This is a genomic window from Dyella sp. Tek66A03 (assembly GCF_052567735.1).
The window spans coordinates 3,100,775-3,114,873 of sequence record NZ_CP199584.1; the positions used below are offsets into that span (position 1 = coordinate 3,100,775).

The window sequence follows — 14,099 nt, forward strand, 5'->3', positions numbered from 1 at the left end:
GGGGCAACCTTTTGCGATCAACGAGTGACGCGCGTCGTAGTAGCGCCGGAACTCAACCGCGCGTGACCCGGGTGGTGCCACCGCCGGAGTTCACCCGTATACGGTCACCAGGACGGAAATCATTCGACGTACCGGGCTGCACCACGGCCATCCGCCGACCGGATTCCAGCAGCACGCTCACTTCGACGCCTGCCGTATTGCCACCGCGACCGATGGCATTACCCGCCAGGCCACCACCGACGGCGCCGGCCACCGCTCCAGCCGTATTGGCACGGGTTCCACTACCGATGTTGCTGCCAAGGAGGCCACCCAGCACGGCGCCGGTAGTAGCACCCAAGGTGGAGTTGCCGGGCTGAATCGTCACATCACGCACGGTCTCCACCACGCCAAGCTGGACGTTCTGCGCCTGCATGGACTGGTTGGAACTGAACGTGTTGCTGGTGGGTTGCGACTGGCAAGCGGAAACGAGCAATCCCACACACAGCGCGAGCGAGATATTGCGAAGCGCATTGAGACAAGCATTCATAAAGGTCTTCTCCTCAATTTCTGCGGGCGAAATGGACAGAAAACAGAGCTTCTGCTCGCGGGCAACGCCAATCCGTTAATCGTGTGCGAGGGTCACGCACGCTGAGTGTCCACAGTTAATGTGCATGAAAGGTGTGCGTCAAAACCGTTTCAACTGGACCCATAGGCAGAGCCGCTTGCCGAGGCACAGTTCCTGCTGGCAGCCCTGGCCCCGCAAGCCGCACGACCGGCATCGGGTCGGGCCCGCTGGCCCTTCGTGGCTCTGACTGAAAGAAATTCCGTATGATCCCCGGAGCAGGCAAAGCGTCACACCGAGCCAGCATGGAAGCCTGCCTTGTGCCGAACTCCCGTACTGATCCCCCCAAGGAGTGCCAACCGTGAACCCTCGACATCTCCCCTCGCTGCTGGCGCTGGCCGTCCTGGTGACCGCCTGCAGCAACTCGTCCAATGACACCCAGGTGTTCGGCGGCCGCACCGACATCATCAACCACCGCATCACCATGCAGGACGGCCAGGTCACCATCCACGCGGACGGCGCACCGGATGCCGTCGTCGATGGCAACGGCAAGCTCACCATCGATGGCCGCGATGTGCCGGTGAACGACGCGCAGCGTGCCTTGCTACAGCGCTACAACGCATCCGCGCAGTCCATGCGCGAGGACGCCATTGCCACCGGCAAGGCGGGCGCGGCGACGGCGGCCAAGGCGGTGGGCTCGGTCGCCAGCAAGCTCACTGGCAGCGATGAAGACAAAGCCGCCGCCCACGACCAGATCGAAGCGGCGGCGAAAGACGTGAAAGTTGCCGCCGCGAAGATTTGCGACGACGTGGCCAGCATGAAGAAGGCGCAGGACGAACTGGCCACCCAACTCGATGCGTTCAAGCCCTATGCCACGGCACTGGGCGAGGCGAATGTCGAGAAGTGCCGCGAGCACAGTTCTAACTGAGGGCTCGGAAAGTCTGATTAGCTCATCATCCCAGCGAACACTGGAGGCGCTCTACAACAGCGCAGCTGGTCATCCAGTGCCTCTGCACGACACTGAAGGCACCGGATTCCAGCTTGACCAGCCATTCGGCTGTTGAGAGCCGCTGGAATGACGAGTCATTGAGACTTTCCATAGATCGTGGTGCATCAACCACCGCCACCGTGGATGCCGCCACGCGTGAGCGTCAGCGGGTCGAGCAGTTTCTGTAGCTCGCTTTTCGACAGGCCGGTGGTTTCCAGTGCCACATCGAGGATGGGGCGCTTTTCCTTGTAAGCCTGCTTGGCGGTCGCAGCGCCCTTCTCGTAACCGATGACCGGATTGAGCGCGGTGACCAGGATCGGGTTCCTGTCCAAGGCTTCCTTCACTCGTGCGGTGTTGACCTTGAAGCCGGCAATGGCCTTGTCGGCCAGCAGCACGGTGACATTGGACAAGATGCCGATCGACTCCAGCAGGTTGTAGGCCACCAGCGGCAACATCACGTTGAGCTGGAAATTGCCCGACTGGCCGGCGATGGTAATTGCCGCATCATTGCCGATGACCTGGGCGGCCACCATCGCGGTCGCCTCGGGTATCACCGGATTAACCTTGCCGGGCATGATCGACGAGCCCGGTTGCAAGGCCGGCAATTCGATTTCACCCAGGCCGGCGAGCGGGCCGGAATTCATCCAGCGCAGGTCGTTGGCGATTTTCATCAAACCCACCGCCAGCGTCTTCAGCTGACCGGACAATTCCACCGCGGCGTCCTGCGCCGCCATGCCCTCAAAGTAGTTGTCGGCGGACTCGAAACGTACGCCAGTGATCTTCTTCAATTCACGCGCCACGGCCGCACCAAACTTCGCATCGGCATTGATGCCGGTGCCGACGGCGGTGCCGCCTAGTGGCAGCCGGCGCATGCGCTTCAAGCTGTCTTCGATGCGTTCGATCGCCGTACCGATCTGTGCCGACCAGCCGGACAGCTCCTGCCCGAACGTCACCGGCATCGCATCCATCAGATGCGTGCGCCCCGTCTTGGGCACGTTGCGCAATTCACGCGCGCGGCGGTCGATCGTGCGCTTGAGGTGCTTGAGCGCTGGCAGCAATTGTTCGCTGCTGGTGAGTGTCGCGCTGACATGGATCGCGGTGGGAATCACATCGTTGGAGCTTTGCCCATAGTTGACGTGATCGTTCGGATGGATCTTGCCACCGGCCTTGTTGGCGAGATGGGCGATCACCTCGTTGGCATTCATATTGGTGCTGGTGCCCGAGCCGGTCTGGAAAACGTCGATCGGAAACTGGTCGTCGTACTCGCCCTCGGCCACCGCCAACGAGGCCCGCCGTATGGCCGTGGCCTGGGTCTTCTTCAGATAGCCCAACGCCAGGTTTGCGTCTGCCGCCGCGGCCTTGATCAGGCCTAGCGCACGGATAAAGCTGCGCGGCAGGTGCAGCCCGGAGATGGGGAAATTGTCCACGGCACGCTGGGTCTGGGCGCCATACAGCGCCTTGGTTGGCACCTTGAGCTCGCCCATGCTGTCGTGTTCGATGCGGAACTGACTCATAACCTTGCGATTCCTGGCATGAAAGTTGGGGGAACTATAGGCCCGGCGCCGTTAGCGCGCCGCCAAGGGCGGTCAAGACGGGGCTTTGGAAGTCTGTTGTAAAATGGCCGCTTTCCCGCCTTTGGAACACCCCCCGATGTCCTCCCATGCCCTGACCGCCCTGTCGCCGCTGGACGGCCGCTACGCCAGCAAGGTCGAAGCGCTGCGCCCGATCTTCAGCGAATTCGGACTGATGCACCGTCGCGTGCACGTGGAGATCGAGTGGCTGCTGGCCCTGGCCGCCGACCAGGGCATTGTCGAGCTGCCGGCGTTCTCGGCCGCGCAGATCGCCAAGCTCAAGGCGATCGCGGCGGATTTCAGTGTGGATGACGGTGCCCGCATCAAGACCATCGAGGTGACCACCAACCACGACGTCAAGGCGGTGGAGTACTTCATCAAGGAGCGCATCGGCAACGATGAGTCGCTGGCCCAGGCCAAGGAGTTCGTGCACTTCGCCTGCACCAGCGAGGACATCAACAACCTGTCCTACGCGCTGATGCTGCGCGACGCGCGCGATCAGGTCTTGCTGCCGGCTTTCGACGGCATCATCGCGAAGCTGCGGGAGCTGTCGCACGCCAATGCCGCATTGCCGATGCTGTCGCGCACGCATGGCCAGACCGCTTCGCCAAGCACGCTGGGCAAGGAACTGGCCAATGTCGTGGCGCGCCTGGAGCGCCAGCGCAAGCAGCTCGCTGCGCTGGAAGTGCCCGGCAAGATCAATGGCGCCGTGGGCAACTACAACGCCCATGCCATCACCTTTCCGGAACTGGATTGGCGCGGTTTCTCGCAGCGCTTCGTGGAAAGCCTGGGGCTCGACTACAACGCCTACACCACCCAGATCGAACCGCATGACGGCGTTGCCGAGTACTGCGATGCCGTGCGGCGCGCCAACATCATCCTGATCGACCTGGCGCGCGACGTATGGGGTTACATCTCGCTGGGCTACTTCAAGCAGTCGCTGAAGGCTGGCGAAGTCGGTTCCTCGACCATGCCGCACAAGGTCAACCCGATCGATTTCGAAAACGCCGAAGGCAACTTCGGCCTCGCCAATGCCCTGCTCGGCCACTTCGCCGAGAAGCTGCCGATCAGCCGCTGGCAGCGCGACCTCACCGACTCCACCGTGCTGCGTGCGCTGGGTACCGCGTTCGGTCACACCCTGGTGGCGCTGGAATCACTGAAGAAGGGCCTGGGCAAGCTCACCGTCAATGCCGACCGCCTCGCCGCCGATCTCGACGCGAGCTGGGAAGTGCTGGCCGAAGCCGTGCAGACGGTGATGCGCCGCTATGGTCTGCCGGAGCCGTACGAGCAGCTCAAGGCGCTGACGCGTGGCCAGGGCATCACCAAGGATTCGATGCGCACGTTCATCACAGACCTGGATCTGCCGGCCGATGCGAAGCAGCGGCTGCTGGATCTCACGCCGGGTGGTTATATCGGCCTGGCCGAGCCGTTGGCGAAGGATATCTAGGCCGTCTTCGGACGATGACGCTAGTTTGGGTCGCGCACAGGGCGCGCTCCTACAAGGACAGGTTCCTGTTGTAGGAGCGCACCCTGTGCGCGACCCGCTTTACCTCAGGCCGCAGCCTTCTTGATCAACCCTTCCGCTTCAAGCGCTGCCTGCACCGCCGGACGCGAAGCAACCCGTTGTTGGAAATCGATCACCGCAGGGTAGTCCGAAAGATCCAGGTCCACGTGCTTGGCCCAGTTCGTCACCGTGAAGAGATAAGCATCCGCACCTGTGAAGTGATCGCCCACCAGCCAGAGGTGGCTGGCCAGATGTTTATCCAGCAAGGCGTAGCGCTTGCGCAGGTATTCCTTGCGCTCCTGCCGGACAGCGTCGGGTGTTTCCGGCTTGAACAAGGGCGAATAGGTCTTGTGCAGCTCGGAGTTGATGTAGCCCAAGGTCTCCTGGAGGCGATAGCGCGCCGTGGAGCCATTCGCCGGTGCTAGCTTGCTCTCCGGCTTAAGGTCCGCCAGGTACTGCACGATGGCCGGGCCTTCGGTCAGCAGCTCGCCGTCGTCCAGCAGCAGCGCCGGCACGTAGCCCTTCGGATTGATCTGCCAGTAGTCCTCACCGTGTTCGGTGCGCTTGGCCTTAGTGTCCACCTTTTCCAGTTGTAGGGTAATGCCTGCTTCCTGCGCAACGATGTGGGGGGACAATGAACAGGCGCCGGCCGAATAGTAGAGCTTCATGGTGTTTCTCCAGGCTTTGGTTATGGGGAAGCGCCAACGCGACATCCCGTCGCGAAGGAGCCGCCATGCTAGCCAAGCATGGTTACCCCTGGATACCACCTAACCGGTGGTAACCCGTAAAATCCGGTAACCACGCAGTTACCAACCTCTACCTGGACAAGCCGCCATGGGCCTTCCCGTACGTAAAAGCAAAGTTGCGCCACCGCCGGCCTGCCCGCTCAGCGAAGTACTGGGCCTGCTACGTGGCGCCTGGGCGCCCAACGTGATCTGGCAGTTGAGTGGTGAGGCGCGTCGCTTCGGAGAATTGCGCCATGACATGCCACGCATCTCCGCCCGAGTACTGAGCGCGCGTCTGCGCGAATTGGAATCGCGAGGACTGGTAGTACGTCGCGTGCTCGAGACCTCGCCGCCCTCCGCCGAATACGCGCTAACAGCTCTGGGTCGCGAACTGCTGCCGGCGATCAACGCGCTGGCCTCGGTGGGCCAGAAGCTGCTGCTCGAGTGGGGCTCACGGAGAAGCGAAATACCGGTGACTGACGCTTCACGCAGAACTGCCGCGTAGAAACACGGGCGCCACGTATCTGGCGCCCGCGCGAGGAGCTTATTCGACCTCGTCCGACCCTTCGTTGACGCCCTCGAACAGGAAGGTCGACAAATAGCGCTCACCCGTGTCGGGCAACATGGCCAACAACACCGAGCCTTCCGGTGCATCCTGCGCAACCTTGAGCGCAGCCGCCATGGTGGCGCCAGCCGAGATGCCGACGAAGATGCCTTCCTTCTGGGCGAGATCGCGCGAAGTGTCGCGCGCCAGCACATCGTCCACCGGCACGATGCTATCAATCACGTCACGATTGAGTACGGCCGGCACGAAGTCCGGGGTCCAGCCCTGGATCTTGTGCGGCTGCCACTCGTTACCGCTCAGCAGTGCGGCACCCGCGGGCTCGGTGGCGATCAGCTTCACCTCGGGGCGTGCCACTTTCAGCACCTCGCCCACACCGGTAAGCGTGCCGCCGGTACCCCAGCCGGTCACGAAGTAGTCCAGGCGCCGGCCAGCGAAATCGCGCAGGATTTCCGGTGCCGTGGTGTTGCGGTGATACGCCGGGTTGGCCTCGTTCTCGAATTGCCGGGCCAGGAACCAGCCGTGTTTCTCCGACAGTTCCTTGGCCTTGCGCACCATGCCGCTGCCGCGTTCGGCGGCCGGCGTGAGCAATACCTTGCCGCCGTAGGCGCGGATCAGCTTGCGCCGCTCGATCGAAAACGTTTCAGTCATGACCGCCACGAATGGATAGCCACGCGCCGCGCACACGGCCGCCAGCGCGACACCCGTATTACCTGACGTCGCTTCCACCACGGTCTGCCCCGGTTTGAGCACGCCGCGCTGCTCCGCGTCGATGATGATCGCGTAGGCCAGGCGGTCCTTCACCGAACCGGCCGGGTTGAATGCCTCCACCTTTGCATACAGCGACACGTGCTTGGGACCCAGCCGATGAATACGCACGATGGGCGTATTGCCGATGGTGTCAAGAATGCTTTCGTAAATCATGAGGTCGCTCCGTGGCACGGTATGGAAGGGACGTTACGGATAAGTACGGCAGCGCCCGCGATGGTGCGCCAGTTCAGGGCAAGTTTGTGTCAAGCAATCAGGGCTTGGGGCGCCACTGACGATAGCGGAAGCTTGGCGCCCAGCGGCGCGCGGCCAAACCACGCCAGCGACGTCGCCAGTGCCGCCACTTCGCCGATGATCAGCAAGGCGGGCGAGCGGACCTCATAGGCGCTGGCCCGCTCCGCCAGGCTCGACAGGGTGCCGGTGATGACGCGCTGTTCCGGTCGCGAGCCGTTCTCGACCAGGGCGAACGGCGTGCTGCCGGCACGGCCATGGGCCATCAACTGCTGTTGCAGCACGGGCAATTCGCTGGTTCCCATATAGACGGCCAGGGTCTGGCGTTCCTGCGCCAGCGCCTGCCAGTCCAGGGTATTGACCGAACCCTGGCAATGCGCCGTCACCAAGCGTACGGACTGCGCGTGATCCCGATGGGTCAGTGGCACCCCGGCGTAGGCCGCGCAGGCAAGCGCCGCCGTAATGCCGGGTACCACTTCGTACGGAATGCCATGGCCGCGCAGGAACTCCAGCTCTTCGCCACCTCGCCCGAATACGAAAGGATCGCCACCCTTCAAGCGAACCACGCGCCTTCCTGCCGCAGCGTGTTCCAGCATCAGCGCATGAATCTGAGCCTGGGTGGTGTGGTGGTTGCCGGCTTGTTTCGCCACCTCGATGCGCTCCGCGTCACGACGCGCCAGGGCCAAGACCTCGGCACTGACCAGCCGGTCGTGCAGGATCACATCTGCCTCGTTGAGCGCGCGCAGGCCACGCAAGGTGAGCAGGCCCGGGTCGCCTGGTCCTGCGCCCAGCAACACCACCGAGCCGGTCGGGCTGACGGTGGCGGTTTCCAGCAAGCGTTCCGCTGCCGCCTCGGCCAAGGCCTGCTGCTGGCGCCGCAATAGGCTCAGTACCGGACCACCGAGCAGATGCTCATAGAACCGGCGTCGCGCGGTGAGGTCGGGCAGGCGTGCGCGAATACGCGAGCGCATATTGGCCAATAGCGAGGCTAGCGGCCCCATCACCGGATCGATCAGCACTTCAAGCCGTTCGCGCAACAGGCGCGCCAGCATCGGCGCATGGCCGCCACTCGAGATGGCGATGGTCACCGGGGCGCGATCGATCACGGCCGGCACGTGGAAACTCGACAAGGTCGCATCATCGACCACGTTGACGAAAACACGTCGAGCCTCGGCCAGAGCGGCGATGCGCTTATGCAGGACGGAATCAGCCGTGGCCGCGACGACCAGCCACGCATCATCCAGCCAAGCGTCCTCAAAGGTTCCGGCGCGCCAACTGATACGACCCTGCTCCACCCAGGCCTGCAGGGTCGGATGGAGATGCGGGGCCCCGACCGTCACCCGCGCGCCGGCGTCCAAGAGCGCAGCGGCCTTGCGTTCGCCGACCACGCCGCCGCCCACCACCAGCACCGGGCGTCCGGTGAGATCCGCAAACAACGGGTACAGCTTCATCGATCCAAGGGCTCCATCGGGGAAAAGCACGGCGATATGGGTCTGCTCCACGCTAGGCAGGCGGCGCCGCGCGCACAAATGATTTGTATCGCTGCCTATATGCGCTGTGGTTATAAGTGCGCCAAACATCCACCAAAAACCATTGACGCAGTGCACCAACAGATGTATAGACGTCTAACTTAGCCTTCTCTGACGACGCCCTAGCGCCATGGATATCCACCGCAGATCACTGAACACCGAGACTGCCGCCAGCACTCGCCAGCGCTGGACTTCGTGCGAGGACAAGCGATGTATCCGCTCCGCGACCACGAGCCCAACCTTTCTCGATCGCCTGCGGAACCCACAGCATGACTCTTACGCAATTGCGCTACCTGGTAGCCATCGCCGATGCCGGACTCAACATCACGCTCGCGGCCGAGCGGGTGCACGCCACCCAGCCGGGCTTGAGCAAGCTGCTGCGGCAGCTTGAGGACGAGCTGGGTTTCCAGCTGTTTCACCGCAAGGGTCGCAGCCTGCATGCGATCACCCATGCGGGCACCCAGGTACTGGAGCGCGCGCGCACCATCCTGGCCGAGGCGGCCAATATCCGCTCCATCGCCGCCAACCTGCGCAACGAATCGCACGGCACCTTGCGCATCGCCACCACGCACACCCAGGCCCGCTTTGCGCTGCCCGGCGCCGTGGCAGCGTTGAGCCGAAGCTATCCGCAGGTGAGCGTGCACCTGCAACCGGTGAGCGACTCGGACGTCATCGGCTTGCTGGAAGGTGGCCTGGTCGACCTGGCCATTGTCAGCACCCCGGCAGGCGCCCCACCACCGAGCGGCATCGCCCTGCCCGCGTATCGCTGGAATCGCATCGTGGTCGCGCCGCACGACCATCCGCTGGCCCGGCGCAACCGACCACCGACCTTGGCAGAACTGGCGACGCAGCCGTTGATCAGCTACGACTCGTCGCTCAAGCCGGATTCGTCGCTGACCCGGGCATTCCACGCGGCCAACCTGCAACCGCAGATCGCCATGACGGCCAGCGATGCCGACCTGATCAAGACCTATGTGCGCGAAGGGCTGGGCATCGGCGTGCTGGCCGAGATGGCGTTTCAACCGGAGCACGATACGGATCTGCGCCAACTGAGTGCCGATCACCTGTTCGCACCCTGCATGACCTGGATCGTGTTGCGCAAAGAGAGTGTGTTGCGCGAATTCACACTGGATTTCATCAGTGTCTTCGCGCCGCATCTGGAACGACGGGCGGTGAGCCATGCCTTGGCCAACGCGGGTGTTGGCGCCTCAAACTGGCCGGGCGTTCCGCATTGGCGCGACCGGCGTGTTCCGGGCAAGGTGGTTGAGCAGGTGGTTGAGGCTCGTTGAAGAAAAACCACACGAACCCTCTCCGTCATCCCAGCGAAAGCTGGGATGACGACTTCGGGGTGACCGTCTTGGGGATGGCAGCCGTGGGATGACCGCTTGCTGGACCGTCCTTGGTCCGCGGCTGGAGCCGTAAACTTCAGCTCCGCAGCAATCCCCGCTGCTGCAGCAGCGACACGATATGTCGCGCCAAAACCACCGGTTCCGCAGCGTTGCCATCGACACGCAACTCAGGCTGCTCCGGTACCTCATAGGGATCGCTGATACCGGTGAATTGGGCGATGGTGCCGGCACGTGCCTGCGCGTACAGCCCCTTGCGGTCGCGTGCTTCGCACACTTCCAGAGCGGTGGCGACATGGATTTCGATGAAATCGCCATGCTCCTCCACCAGGGTGCGCGCCTGGGCGCGCGAGTCCGCGTACGGTGCAATCGGCGCGCACACGGCGATGCCACCATGGCGCACGATCTCGCTTGCGACGTAGCCGATGCGCGTCACGTTGGCGCTGCGATCCTCGCGCGAGAAGCCCAGCCCCTTCGACAAGTGCTTGCGTACCTCGTCACCGTCGAGCACGGTCACCGCGCGACTGGTCCGCTCCAGCAACTGCGCCACCACGGCCTGGGCAATCGTCGACTTGCCGGCCCCGGAGAGACCGGTGAAGAACAGCGCGAAGCCGCGTGCAGCCTCCGCCGGATGACGTTCGCGCAGAATCCGCACGACCTCGGGAAAACTGAACCACGCGGGGATTTCACTGCCCTCCTGCAAATGCTGGCGTAGCTGGGTGCCGGAGATATCGCGCACTTCATCGTCGGACTGCACTTCGGTCGACGGCAGGTAGGTATCGCGATTGGCGACGTAGACCATGGCCGGAAACGGCACGATACGAATGCCCAGCTCGTCCTGGTGGCGCTCCAGCAGATGCTGTGCATCGAAAGGACCATAGAACGGCTTGCCGTTGGCATCCTTGCCGGGACCCGCGTGATCGCGCCCTACGATGAAATGGCTGGCGCCGTAGTTCTTGCGGATGATGGCGTGCCACAACGCCTCGCGCGGGCCGCCCATGCGCATGGCCAACGGCAACAGGGAAAGCCGCGCGCTGTTCGTCGGGTACTGGGGTAGCAAGGCCTGGTAGCAGCGCACACGCGTGAAGTGATCGATGTCCCCCGGCTTGGTGCGACCCACCGAAGGCTGCAGCAGCAGTTTCGCGCCGACCTGTTGCGCGGCCCGCAAGGTCAGCTCGCGATGCGCGCGGTGCATCGGGTTGCGCGTCTGGAATGCGACGATCGTGCTCCAGCCGTTCAGGGCGAACCATGCGCGCAGGCTACGCGGGGTGTCGCGCAGCTCGGCAAAGTCGTAATGCGCAGGCGACTGAATGCCGCGCACACGGCCACCAAGATTGACGGGACGATAGCGACCCAGCAATTCGGCGACACCAGGGTGTGTGTGGTCGGTCGTCCCGAATACGCTGAGCGCCTCCTGCTCGCGATCAGGTCGATAAATGTCTTCCACGTCCAGCACGGCCAGCGGCACGCCCTGCGAATCGCGCAACGCCACTTCGCTGCCCGGCACCAGCCGGGCGGCGAATTCCTCGCTGACATCCAGGGTGATCGGAATCGGCCACAAGGTGCCATCGGCCAAGCGCAGATCGTCGACCACCCGCGCGTAATCGCGTTGCGTCAGAAACCCTTCCAGCGGCGAGAACGCGCCACTCAACAGCAACTCGAGATCGCACAACTGTCGCGTATCGAGATCGATGCCAGGCAAGCCCGCACTCCGCTGTTTCAGCCGCTCCGCCTCCGCAGCAGGCAGATACAGCTCTTTCAGCACACCGCCATGTGGGGCGATCAGCTCATTGTCGGCAAGAAGTTCGGCGGACGAAACATCCGCTTGGGCAAGGGCGTTCTGGCTCATCGTGGTTTCTTATGTGATCGGGTAAGCGGCCAGCACGGCGGGCTGGAAGAAATGCAATGAAATAGGCGCGTCAGGCGAGACCATGCAATCCGCATTCGCGCTTGAGGCCAAAGAAGCGTGTTGCATCGGCATCCATACCCGGCTCCCAGCGGTGCGTCGTGTGCACGTCGCCGATGGAGATGTAGCCCTGATCCCACAGCGGGTGATAAGGCAGGTCGTGCCGGCGCAAGTACTGACCGACGTCGCGGTCGCTCCAGTCGGCGAGCGGATGGAATTTCCAGCGCCCATCGCGTCGTTCGGCAAAGTGGATGGCCGCGCGGGTGCGCGCCTGGCTGCGCCGCAATCCGGCGAACCATGAGCCCGCGCCGAGATCGTTCAAAGCCCGCTGCATGGGCTCCACCTTGCGCAACTGGTTGTAGCGATCGATACCCGCGACGCCCTGCTCCCACAGCCGGCCTTCGCGCGCCTCCTGCCAGGCAGCACTCTGCCGCGGGCTGTACACCTTGAGATTCAGTGCAAGCCGCTCACGCAGCTCATCGACGAAGCGGTACGTTTCCGGGAATAGATAGCCGGTATCGATCAGCACCACCGGCAAGCTGGGTTGGCGATGCGTGAGCAGGTGCAGCGACACGGCGGCTTGTGCGCCGAAGCTCGATGAAAGGACGTGCGCACCCGGCGCGTTTTCCAGGGCCCACTCGACGCGGGCTTCCGCGCCGAGCGTACCAAGCCATAGGTTCAACGCATCGAGCGCCCTGGGATCATGCTGTGCTGCTTCGAGTTGCGACGGCGTCACGCCACTACCTCCAGCGGGATCTGCCGTGATGGCGTGTCGATTACCCTGATGCGGAGCAGGAAGTCGCCAAAGTGTTCGCCCGCCAGTCGCTCCGCCGCATAGCGTTCGAACAGAGGTGACAGCGCTTCAAGAATCGCCGCTTCATCCACGTTCTCGCGGTAGAGCTGGTTGAGGCGCTGGCCGCGGAAGTCTGCTCCCAGTCGCAGGTCGTAACGGCCGGGTGCCCGCCCGACCAGGGCAATCTCGCCCAGATAGGGCCGCGAGCACCCATTGGGGCAGCCGGAGAGTCGCAGCAGGATCGGCGCTTCTGCCAGCCCGTGCGCTTCAAGCAGCGCTTCGAGCTTGGGCAGCAAGTCCGGCAGGTAACGCTCTGCCTCGGCCATGGCCAGTCCGCACGTCGGCAGGGCTACGCAGGCGACCGCATGTCGGCGAATGCCACTATGCCGCTGGTAGCCGTCCAACCCGTGCGCTTCGACGATGGCGTCGATGCGCGCGCGCTGGTCGGCAGGCACATTGGCAACGATCACGTTCTGGTTGCAGGTCAGGCGAAAATCGCCTTCGTGCACCTTGGCTATCTCACGCAGGCCGCTGAGCCAACGGCGTGCACCCACGTCGGCAAGGCGACCGGCTTCGATCTGCAAGGTCAGGTGCCAGCGACCGTCGCTACCCTCGATCCAGCCGTAACGATCGCCGTTATGGTCGAACTGATAAGGGCGTTCAGCCTGCAAGGCGAAGCCGAGCCGCGATTCCACCTCGGCCTTGAAGGCATCCAGCCCGCGATGATCGAGGGTGTATTTAAGGCGCGCATGCTTGCGTTCGCTGCGATTGCCCCAGTCGCGCTGCACCGCCACTATCGTTTCGGCTACCGCAAACAGGTGTTCCGGTGCCACAAAGCCGATCACGCTGGCCAGGCGCGGGTAGGTGCTGGCATCACCCTGCGTCGCACCCATGCCGCCGCCCACCGCAATATTGAAGCCGAGCAGATGACCATCTTCGATGATGGCAATGAGCCCCAGGTCCTGGGCAAATACGTCGACATCGTTCAGCGGCGGAATGGCCAGCCCGATCTTGAATTTGCGCGGCAGGTAGGTGGCGCCATACAGCGGCTCCTCGTCCTTCGGCGTATCGACCAAGGCTTCGCCGTCCAGCCAGATCTCGTGATAGGCCCGCGTACGCGGCGCCAATCCGTCGGAAAGGCGCGTGGCCCAATCGTAGGCGAGCGCGTGGGCCGAGGACTCCACCGGATTGGGCGTACTCACCACGTTGCGCACGACGTCGCCGCAGGCGGCGATGGTGGTAGCCAGGGCGGCGTGGATGGCTGCGATGGTCGGCTTGAGGTTGTGCTTGATGATGCCGTGCCACTGGAACGTCTGGCGCGTGGTGATGCGCAACGTGCCATTGGCGTAGTCGCGCGCCAGCTGGTCGTAGACCAGCCATTGCGCTGGTGTCACCACGCCGGATGGCAGGCGCGCGCGCAGCATGAAGGAGTACGCCGGCTCCAGTTTCTGGCGACGGCGCTCATCACGCAGGTCGCGATCGTCCTGCAAATAGCTGCCGTGGAATTTCAGCAATTTGTTGTCGTCATCGCTGATGGCGTTGGTGATCGAGTCACGCAAGCCTTCCGCAATGCCACCGCGCAGGAAGCGGCTGGCCGCCTTGATGCGTTCGAAGTCTGAAGGTGGCGTCGTCATC

Annotated in this window: 12 protein-coding genes; 4 read left to right on the top strand and 8 right to left on the bottom strand. The window is 63.6% G+C overall.

Translation table 11 applies throughout. The features are described 5' to 3' along the window. Positions 1–52: 52 nt before the first annotated feature. Entirely contained in the window at positions 53–526 is a 474-nt protein-coding gene (locus ACT01B_RS13695; protein WP_445143801.1) for a glycine zipper 2TM domain-containing protein, read from the bottom strand. 376 nt (positions 527–902) lie between these two features. On the opposite strand from ACT01B_RS13695, the gene ACT01B_RS13700 reads away from it, so the two are divergent. Continuing rightward, complete coding sequence (locus ACT01B_RS13700) at positions 903–1,469, top strand: DUF2884 family protein (RefSeq protein ID WP_445143802.1); 567 nt, start codon at positions 903–905, stop codon at positions 1,467–1,469. Between the two features lie 185 nt (positions 1,470–1,654). Here ACT01B_RS13700 and ACT01B_RS13705 read toward each other — a convergent pair whose 3' ends face one another. Then, entirely contained in the window at positions 1,655–3,043 is a 1,389-nt protein-coding gene (locus ACT01B_RS13705; protein ID WP_445143803.1) for a class II fumarate hydratase, read from the bottom strand. 136 nt (positions 3,044–3,179) lie between these two features. On the opposite strand from ACT01B_RS13705, the gene purB reads away from it, so the two are divergent. Continuing rightward, positions 3,180–4,547, top strand: coding sequence for an adenylosuccinate lyase (gene purB / locus ACT01B_RS13710; protein ID WP_445143804.1), 1,368 nt, complete (start codon positions 3,180–3,182; stop codon positions 4,545–4,547). Positions 4,548–4,651: 104 nt separating this feature from the next. Here the strand turns inward: purB and gstA are convergent, their stop codons facing one another. Beyond that, complete coding sequence (gstA, locus tag ACT01B_RS13715) at positions 4,652–5,272, bottom strand: glutathione transferase GstA (protein ID WP_445143805.1); 621 nt, start codon at positions 5,270–5,272, stop codon at positions 4,652–4,654. A gap of 166 nt (positions 5,273–5,438) precedes the next feature. Here gstA and ACT01B_RS13720 point away from each other — a divergent pair, with 166 nt between their 5' ends. Then, positions 5,439–5,834, top strand: a complete 396-nt coding sequence (locus tag ACT01B_RS13720; RefSeq protein ID WP_445143806.1) for a winged helix-turn-helix transcriptional regulator — start codon at positions 5,439–5,441, stop codon at positions 5,832–5,834. A 39-nt stretch (positions 5,835–5,873) separates the two neighbouring features. Here ACT01B_RS13720 and cysK read toward each other — a convergent pair whose 3' ends face one another. Together cysK and cysG are read right to left on the bottom strand one after the other, a co-directional pair. Next, positions 5,874–6,815: a cysteine synthase A gene (cysK, locus tag ACT01B_RS13725; protein ID WP_445143807.1), complete on the bottom strand. Its 942-nt coding sequence runs from the start codon at positions 6,813–6,815 to the stop codon at positions 5,874–5,876. 89 nt (positions 6,816–6,904) lie between these two features. After that, a complete protein-coding gene (gene cysG, locus ACT01B_RS13730; protein WP_445143808.1) occupies positions 6,905–8,341 on the bottom strand; it encodes a siroheme synthase CysG in 1,437 nt (478 codons plus the stop codon). Positions 8,342–8,688: 347 nt separating this feature from the next. On the opposite strand from cysG, the gene ACT01B_RS13735 reads away from it, so the two are divergent. After that, complete coding sequence (locus ACT01B_RS13735; protein ID WP_445143809.1) at positions 8,689–9,708, top strand: LysR substrate-binding domain-containing protein; 1,020 nt, start codon at positions 8,689–8,691, stop codon at positions 9,706–9,708. Positions 9,709–9,844: 136 nt separating this feature from the next. Here ACT01B_RS13735 and ACT01B_RS13740 read toward each other — a convergent pair whose 3' ends face one another. The 3 genes from ACT01B_RS13740 to cysI all read right to left on the bottom strand — a co-directional run bounded on the left by ACT01B_RS13740 (position 9,845) and on the right by cysI (position 14,098). Further along, a complete protein-coding gene (locus tag ACT01B_RS13740; RefSeq protein ID WP_445143810.1) occupies positions 9,845–11,614 on the bottom strand; it encodes a bifunctional sulfate adenylyltransferase/adenylylsulfate kinase in 1,770 nt (589 codons plus the stop codon). A 70-nt stretch (positions 11,615–11,684) separates the two neighbouring features. Then, positions 11,685–12,407: a phosphoadenylyl-sulfate reductase gene (locus ACT01B_RS13745; protein WP_445143811.1), complete on the bottom strand. Its 723-nt coding sequence runs from the start codon at positions 12,405–12,407 to the stop codon at positions 11,685–11,687. Next, on the bottom strand, positions 12,404–14,098 hold the full coding sequence (gene cysI / locus ACT01B_RS13750; protein ID WP_445143812.1) for an assimilatory sulfite reductase (NADPH) hemoprotein subunit: 1,695 nt from the start codon (positions 14,096–14,098) through the stop codon (positions 12,404–12,406). Before cysI ends, ACT01B_RS13745 begins: the two co-directional genes overlap by 4 nt. Between the last annotated feature and the right edge of the window lies 1 nt (position 14,099).